The following is a 7,134-nucleotide window of genomic DNA, read 5'->3' as shown; positions in this document are numbered from 1 at the left end:
TCACAATCGCGTGGGCAGACCAGCTAGGAATGCCCAGACTCGCCTAACCTCAATCTCTCGAACCGCCCGGTGCGGACCCGCATGCCGGGTGGTGTGGCAGGGGAGCGATCAGTGATGATCGCCCCCTCTGCCGATTGTGTTCAGCCCTTGCGGCTGAGCTGGGTTACGTCGCGCACAGCACCTCGGGCGGCGCTGGTGGTCATGGCCGCATAGGCCTGCAGGGCGGCGGAGACATGGCGCTCGCGCTTGGGCGTCCAGGCATCCTTGCCCTTGGCCTCCATGCGGGCGCGGCGGGCGGCCATTTCCTCGTCGCTCACCGCCACGCGCAGCACGCGGTTCGGGATGTCGATCTCAATCTTGTCGCCTTCCTCGACCAGCCCGATGGCGCCGCCCTCGGCGGCTTCCGGCGAGACATGGCCGATGGAGAGCCCCGCCGTGCCGCCGGAGAAGCGGCCATCGGTGATCAGCGCGCAGGCTTTGCCCAGGCCCTTCGATTTCAGATAGCTGGTTGGATACAGCATCTCCTGCATGCCGGGGCCGCCCTTTGGGCCTTCGTAGCGGATCACCACCACGTCGCCCGCCTTGATGCGGTTGCCGAGAATGGCGGAGACGGCGTCGTCCTGGCTCTCGAAGATGCGCGCGGGGCCGGAGAAAACCAGGATGGAGGGATCAACGCCGGCGGTTTTCACGATGGCGCCGTCCTGCGCGATGTTGCCGGTGAGCACGGCGAGGCCGCCATCCGGGCTGAAGGCATGGGCGATGTCGCGGATCACGCCTTTCTCGCGGTCGGCGTCCAGCGACTCATAACGGCGGCTCTGGCTGAAGGCCTGGGTGGTTCGCACCCCGCCCGGAGCGGCAAGGAACAGGGTGGAGGCGGCATCATCGGCCGTGCGGCCGGGGGCACAGATGTCCCACGCGGCGATGGCATCGCCCAGCGTGGGGGCATATACGGTCGGCACGTCCGTGTGCAGCAGCCCGCCGCGCGCCATTTCGCCAAGAATGGCCATGATGCCGCCGGCGCGATGCACGTCCTCCATATGCACGTCGGCCTTGGAGGGCGCGACCTTGCAAAGGTTCGGCACGCGGCGCGAGAGGCGGTCGATATCCGCCATGGTGAAGTTCACCCCACCTTCTTCCGCGGCGGCAAGCAGATGCAGCACCGTGTTGGTGGAGCCGCCCATGGCGATGTCCAGCGACATGGCATTCTCGAATGCCTGGAAGGTGGCAATGCTGCGGGGCAGGGCGGTGGCGTCGTCCTTCTCGTACCAGCGGCGGGCGAGGTCCACGATCCTGCGCCCGGCCTCGAGGAACAGCTCCTTGCGGTCGGCATGGGTGGCGAGCAGGCTGCCATTGCCGGGCAGTGAGAGGCCCAGCGCCTCGGTAAGGCAGTTCATGGAGTTGGCGGTGAACATGCCGGAGCAGGAGCCGCAAGTGGGGCAGGCGGAGCGCTCCATGCCCGCGGCTTCCTCGTCGGTCACGTTCGGGTCGGCGGCGGCGACCATGGCGTCGATCAGGTCCAGCGCCTCGGTCTTGCCGCCATGGATGTACTTGCCCGCCTCCATCGGCCCGCCGGAGACGAAGATGGCCGGGATGTTGAGGCGCATGGCGGCCATCAGCATGCCGGGGGTGATCTTGTCGCAGTTGGAGATGCAGACCATGGCGTCCGCGCAATGGGCGTTGACCATGTACTCCACGGAATCCGCGATCAGCTCGCGCGAGGGCAGGGAGTAGAGCATGCCGGAATGGCCCATGGCGATGCCGTCATCCACCGCGATGGTGTTGAATTCCTTGGCCACGCCGCCCGCGGCCTCGATCTCGCGCGCCACCAGCTGGCCCAGGTCCTTCAGGTGCACATGCCCGGGCACGAACTGGGTGAAGGAGTTCACCACCGCGATGATCGGCTTGTTGAAGTCGCCGTCCTGCATGCCCGTGGCGCGCCACAGGGCGCGGGCGCCGGCCATGTTGCGGCCGGAGGTGGAGGTGCGGGAACGGTATGCGGGCATGGTTGCGTCCTGGCGTGGTGGTCGGGGAAAACTGGGTCTCGGGTTATCGCTCTATATGGAGAATGGCAACCGCCAAGGCCAGAGGCGGCTTAATGCTTGCTTGGGGGGCGCTGCTGGGCTACTCGCGCCCCATAAAACCAAGCAGGAGCCAGTCAGATGACCGCCATTGCCGATATCGTCGCCCGGGAAATCCTCGACAGCCGGGGCAACCCCACCGTGGAAGTGGACGTGCTGCTGGAATCCGGCGCGTTCGGCCGTGCCGCCGTGCCCTCCGGTGCCTCGACCGGCGCGCATGAGGCGGTCGAGCTGCGCGTTGGCGACAAGTCCCGCTACAACGGCAAGGGCGTGCTGAAGGCGATTGAGTCCGTCGAGGGCGAGATCCTGGACACCATTCTCGGGCTGGACGCGGAAGACCAGGTCGGGATCGACAACATCCTGATCGAGCTGGACGGTACCCCGAACAAGTCCCGCCTGGGCGCCAATGCTATCCTTGGCGTCTCCATGGCGCTGGCCAAGGCCGCCGCGGCCGATAACGGCATGCCGCTGTACCGCTACATTGGCGGCGTTTCCGCCCGCACCCTGCCGGTGCCGATGATGAACATCGTCAACGGCGGCCAGCATGCCGACAACCCGATCGACATCCAGGAATTCATGATCCAGCCGGTCGGCGCGTCCTCCATCGCCGAGGCGGTGCGCATCGGCGCCGAGATTTTCCATACGCTGAAGAAGGCGCTGCACGACGCCGGGCACAACACGAACGTGGGTGACGAAGGCGGTTTCGCGCCGAACCTGAAGTCGGCCGACGAGGCGCTGGGCTTCATCGCCAAGGCCTGCGAGACGGCCGGCTACCGCCCGGGCGAGGACGTGACCTTCGCGCTCGATTGCGCCTCCACCGAATTCTACAAGGACGGCGTGTACAATCTGCACGGCGAGGGCAAGAAATACGACGCGGCCGAGTTCGTGGAGTATCTTGCAGGGCTGGCGTCGCGCTTCCCCATCGCCAGCATCGAGGATGGCTGCGCCGAGGATGATTGGGCCGGCTGGAAGCTGCTGACCGAGCGCCTGGGCGGCAAGGTGCAGCTGGTGGGCGACGATCTGTTCGTCACTAACCCGGCCCGCCTGCGCCGCGGCATTGAGGCCGGCACCGCCAACTCCATTCTGGTGAAGGTGAACCAGATCGGTACGCTGACCGAGACGCTGGAAGCGGTCGAGATCGCGCACCGCGCCGGGTACACCGCCGTGATGTCCCACCGCTCCGGCGAGACCGAGGACGCGACCATCGCCGACCTCGCGGTGGCGACGAATTGCGGGCAGATCAAGACAGGCTCGCTGGCCCGCTCCGACCGCACGGCGAAGTACAACCAGCTGATCCGCATCGAGGCCGAGCTGGGTGGCACCGCCCGGTATTACGGCCCGCTGATGCGCCGCGTCTGAGAGCTGACGCTCTGAAATAAGAAACCCCGGCAGTGTGAGCTGCCGGGGTTTTTGTTTTTACGACCAGCTGTTGTCGTTCAGGTCGTCGTCGCTGGAGTTGTCCCAGCCGGGGTTGCCGAGCAGCCCGTCATCGCGGCTGTTATCCGGGAAGTCCGGCGTGCCGGCGCGGGCAGCACCTTGGCCGGTCAGGTCGTCGATGATGCGCTCACCCGCCGCGAAACCGGCGCCGGCGGCAAGGCCGGAGAGCAGCGAGCTGCCCATCCCGCCACCACCGAACCCGCCGCCCGGCCCGTAATTGGGAGCGCCGTAGCCCATGGGGGCGCCAGGCATGCCGCCAGGGGCGCCATAGCCGGGATAGACGGCGCGGCGGCGGCCGAACATGCGCAGCAGCACGAACAGCAGGACGAACCCGCCGATGACCATGATGGCCGGGCTGATGCCGCTGCCATGGTGCTGCCGGACGGGCGTGGCGGAGATATGCGCCTGCAGCGCCGCGGCCTCCTGCTGGTTGGCGAAGGGCAGGCCGGGGGCGATCTGCTGGGCCTTGTTCAGCGCCTGGGCGGCGGCGGCCTCGTTACCCTGGGCGTCCTGCGCCTCGGCCAGCAGATACCAGGCAACGCCGCTTTGCGGGTGCTGCGCCAGCACGTTGTTGAGCGCCTGCACGGCCTGGGCGTCCTGGCCGTTGGCGATCATGGTCTGGATATCGCGTGGCGTTTGCGCCTGCGCGTGCGCGGCGGTGCCAAGCAACATGGCGCCAAGCAGCGCGAGGGGGGCGAGAAAAACTCTTGTCATACCAACTCCTGTAACCGCACCTCAATTTAGGAGCGGGCGGACGAATATCCATGCCCCGCCACTGTAGCACGGGGCTGGGCCGCAATGCAGCGGGGGTAACGTAACCGCCTGTTACCGGATGCTGAAAGTACTGCAAACGCATTGTTAGTTGATGTGGCGCGGCGCCTGCGGCCGGCCAATCGCGCTGGGAAGGGGCGTTGTTCCCGCGCCATGCGCTCTGGTGCCAAGATAACCTTTTTGTTGCACCGCGTTATGGAATCCGCATAGACTCGGAGTCGTGGGGAGAAACACTGGCGGCGGCACGAAAAACCCCAGAAAAGTCTCACCCGGCACATCTGGCTGCAAGGAGACTTGTGCATGACGAGCCTCGCCCTCCACGAAGACGATACCGCCACCGTCTCGAATCCGCTCGACCTGGTTGAGCAGGTGGTCTCCGGAAATGACTGGATGTTCGATCGCCGCTCCGACTCGGAGCTGGCCGCGGAAGCCAATGGAAAATGGTGCGATTACGGCCTGTTTTTCTGCTGGTCCGACGAAATCTCGGTCATGCATTTTTCTTGCGCGTTCGACATGAAGGCGCCGGCCAAGCAGCGTGGCGCGGTGTACGAGTTGCTGGCGAAGGCGAATGAGCGGCTCTGGATCGGGCATTTTGGCATGGATGAGGAAACCGGCATGCCGGTGTACCGCCATTCGGTGCTGCTGCGCGGCGTCTCGGGCTCGGCGGAATCGGTCGAGGATCTGATCGATATCGCCGTTACCGAGTGCGAGCGCTTCTTCCCAGCCTTCCAGTTTGTGCTCTGGGGCGGCAAGAGCGCCGATGAGGCGCTGGACGCGGCCATGCTGGAGTGCGCCGGCGAAGCGTGACATAACGCCACGCATGACTGCATTACCTTCTCTCCTGCTCGTCGGCGGTGGCCGCATGGGTGGCGCCATGCTCGCCGGCTGGCGCGAACGCGGCCTCTCGCAGGCGATCGTCGTGGACCCGTCTGCCGAGTCTGCCAGGCTCGCCGGCCCGAATGTCACCGTGGTGGCGGATGCTGCTTCGATCCCCGCCAGCTTCGCGCCGGAAGCCGTGGTGCTGGCGGTGAAGCCGCAATCGGCAGCCGAGGCGCTGCCCGCCTATGCCCGGTTCGCGGGGGGCGCGGTATTCATCTCGATCATGGCAGGCAAGACCGTGCAGGCGGTGACTGAGATGCTCGGCGCTCCGGCCGCGATCGTGCGCGCCATGCCCAACACCCCGGCGGCCGTGCGCAAGGGCATCACCGTCGCCTATGCCGCTGCCGCCGTGACCCCGGCGCAGAAAGCCCTGGCGGACACACTGCTTGGTGCCACCGGCGACATCGCCTGGGTGGAGGATGAGGCGCTGCTCGATCCCGTGACAGCCATTTCCGGCGGCGGCCCGGCCTATGTGTTTCTGCTCACAGAACTGATGGAGCAGGCGGGGCTGGACCAGGGGCTGCCCCCGGCACTGGCCCGGCAGATGGCCCGGCAGACGGTGATCGGCTCGGCAGCACTGCTCGCGGCGTCGGACGAGGACGCCTCTCAACTGCGGATTGCGGTCACCTCGCCCAAGGGTACCACCGAGCGGGCGCTGGCAGTGTTGCGCGCGGATGACGCTTGGCCAAAAACTTTCCACGAGGCCATTCAAGCTGCCACAGATCGGTCCCGGGAGCTCTCCGCTTAATTTACAAGGCGGGGGCTGGTTGCTACACCGCGCCCGACCAGACTTGTACCGGGAATAGCCAGCATGAAAATTGTCGCCTGCAACAGCAACCGCCCACTGGCCGAAGCTGTCGCCGCGGGTTTGAACCTGCCGCTGGCGAAGGCCTCCATTCGGCGCTTCGCCGACATGGAAGTGTTCGTGGAAATCCATGAAAACGTCCGCGGTGAGGATGTGTTCGTCGTTCAGAGCACGTCCTACCCCACCAATGACAACCTGATGGAGCTGCTGATCACGCTGGACGCGCTGCGGCGCGGCTCCGCGCGGCGCATCACTCCGGTGATTCCGTATTTCGGCTATGCCCGCCAGGACCGTAAGTCCGGCCCGCGCACGCCGATTTCGGCCAAGCTGGTGGCAAACCTCATCGCCGAGGCCGGCGCCAACCGCGTGCTGACCATGGATCTGCACGCCGGTCAGATCCAGGGCTTCTTCGACATCCCGGTGGACAACCTCCCCGCCGCGCCGCTCTTCGCGCGCGATATCGAGGAGCGTTTCGCCGGGCGTGAGCCGATGATCGTCTCCCCGGACGTGGGCGGCGTGCTGCGCGCCCGCATCATTGCCCGGCGCCTGAACACCGATCTTGCCATCATCGACAAGCGCCGCGAGCGCGCCGGCGTCTCCGAGGTGATGAACATCATCGGTGAGGTCGAGGGGCGGGACTGCATCATCATCGACGATATCTGCGACTCCGGCGGCACGCTCTGCAACGCCGCCGAGGCGCTGCTGGCCAATGGCGCCAAGTCCGTGCAGGTCTATGTCTCGCACGGCGTGCTCTCGGGTGGCGCGGTGGCGCGTATCGCCGCTTCGCCGATCGAGATGATGACGATCACCGACTCGATCGCGGCGACGGAAGCGGTGCGCCTCGCGCATAACATCCGCCAGCTTTCCATCGCCCCCTTGCTGGCCGAGGCAATGCGCCGCATCTCGACCGAGAGCTCGGTGAGCTCGCTGTTCGACTGACAAAAGAGGGATGCCGATGAAACTCTTTTACTCCCCCGGGGCGTGCTCGCTCGGGATCCATGTGCTGCTGGAAGAGATCGGCAAACCCTTCGAACTGCTGAAGCTCGATTTCGCCAGCGGCGCGCAGTACAAGCACGAATACACCTCGATTAACCCGATATCGATGGTGCCGGCGCTGGTGCGCGACGATGGTTCGGTGCTGACGGAGTGGCCCGCGATCGCCAG

The 7,134-nt window shown here is 66.1% G+C and carries 6 protein-coding genes and 1 pseudogene; 5 read left to right on the top strand and 2 right to left on the bottom strand.

The window, feature by feature from the left end; genetic code table 11:
* Window positions 1–140 precede the first annotated feature (140 nt).
* Complete coding sequence (gene ilvD / locus ACLPJJ_RS12310) at window positions 141–2,003, bottom strand: dihydroxy-acid dehydratase (protein WP_443591266.1); 1,863 nt, start codon at window positions 2,001–2,003, stop codon at window positions 141–143.
* Between the two features lie 156 nt (window positions 2,004–2,159).
* Between ilvD and eno the strand changes: the two genes are divergently transcribed.
* Window positions 2,160–3,437: a phosphopyruvate hydratase gene (eno, locus tag ACLPJJ_RS12305; RefSeq protein WP_443591265.1), complete on the top strand. Its 1,278-nt coding sequence runs from the start codon at window positions 2,160–2,162 to the stop codon at window positions 3,435–3,437.
* Between the two features lie 57 nt (window positions 3,438–3,494).
* Here the strand turns inward: eno and ACLPJJ_RS12300 are convergent, their stop codons facing one another.
* Complete coding sequence (locus tag ACLPJJ_RS12300; RefSeq protein WP_443591264.1) at window positions 3,495–4,229, bottom strand: tetratricopeptide repeat protein; 735 nt, start codon at window positions 4,227–4,229, stop codon at window positions 3,495–3,497.
* A 357-nt stretch (window positions 4,230–4,586) separates the two neighbouring features.
* On the opposite strand from ACLPJJ_RS12300, the gene ACLPJJ_RS12295 reads away from it, so the two are divergent.
* The 4 genes and pseudogenes from ACLPJJ_RS12295 to ACLPJJ_RS12280 form a co-directional block, all read left to right on the top strand.
* Window positions 4,587–5,093, top strand: a complete 507-nt coding sequence (locus ACLPJJ_RS12295; protein ID WP_443591263.1) for a YbjN domain-containing protein — start codon at window positions 4,587–4,589, stop codon at window positions 5,091–5,093.
* Between the two features lie 13 nt (window positions 5,094–5,106).
* Window positions 5,107–5,913 (top strand): pyrroline-5-carboxylate reductase, encoded by an 807-nt coding sequence (gene proC / locus ACLPJJ_RS12290; RefSeq protein ID WP_443591262.1) that lies wholly within the window; start codon window positions 5,107–5,109, stop codon window positions 5,911–5,913.
* 63 nt (window positions 5,914–5,976) lie between these two features.
* Window positions 5,977–6,909 (top strand): ribose-phosphate pyrophosphokinase, encoded by a 933-nt coding sequence (locus tag ACLPJJ_RS12285; protein ID WP_443591261.1) that lies wholly within the window; start codon window positions 5,977–5,979, stop codon window positions 6,907–6,909.
* A gap of 16 nt (window positions 6,910–6,925) precedes the next feature.
* Window positions 6,926–7,134 (top strand): annotated as a pseudogene (locus tag ACLPJJ_RS12280) (glutathione S-transferase family protein); the annotation flags it as partial.

The sequence above is a fragment of the Acidocella sp. genome, from assembly GCF_052326845.1.
In the GTDB taxonomy this organism is placed as follows: Bacteria; Pseudomonadota; Alphaproteobacteria; order Acetobacterales; family Acetobacteraceae; genus Acidocella.
Note: the sequence above shows the minus strand (reverse complement) of the source record. Positions and strands in the feature narration are given on the sequence as shown.

What these genes read in the sequence shown, in the direction of transcription:
- ACLPJJ_RS12300 (WP_443591264.1), bottom strand. Translation starts at nt 4,229, where the DNA reads ATGACAAGAGTTTTTCTCGCCCCCCTCGCGCTGCTTGGCGCCATGTTG.
- proC (WP_443591262.1), top strand. Translation starts at nt 5,107, where the DNA reads ATGACTGCATTACCTTCTCTCCTGCTCGTCGGCGGTGGCCGCATGGGT.
- ACLPJJ_RS12285 (WP_443591261.1), top strand. Translation starts at nt 5,977, where the DNA reads ATGAAAATTGTCGCCTGCAACAGCAACCGCCCACTGGCCGAAGCTGTC.
- ACLPJJ_RS12295 (WP_443591263.1), top strand. Translation starts at nt 4,587, where the DNA reads ATGACGAGCCTCGCCCTCCACGAAGACGATACCGCCACCGTCTCGAAT.
- eno (WP_443591265.1), top strand. Translation starts at nt 2,160, where the DNA reads ATGACCGCCATTGCCGATATCGTCGCCCGGGAAATCCTCGACAGCCGG.
- ilvD (WP_443591266.1), bottom strand. Translation starts at nt 2,003, where the DNA reads ATGCCCGCATACCGTTCCCGCACCTCCACCTCCGGCCGCAACATGGCC.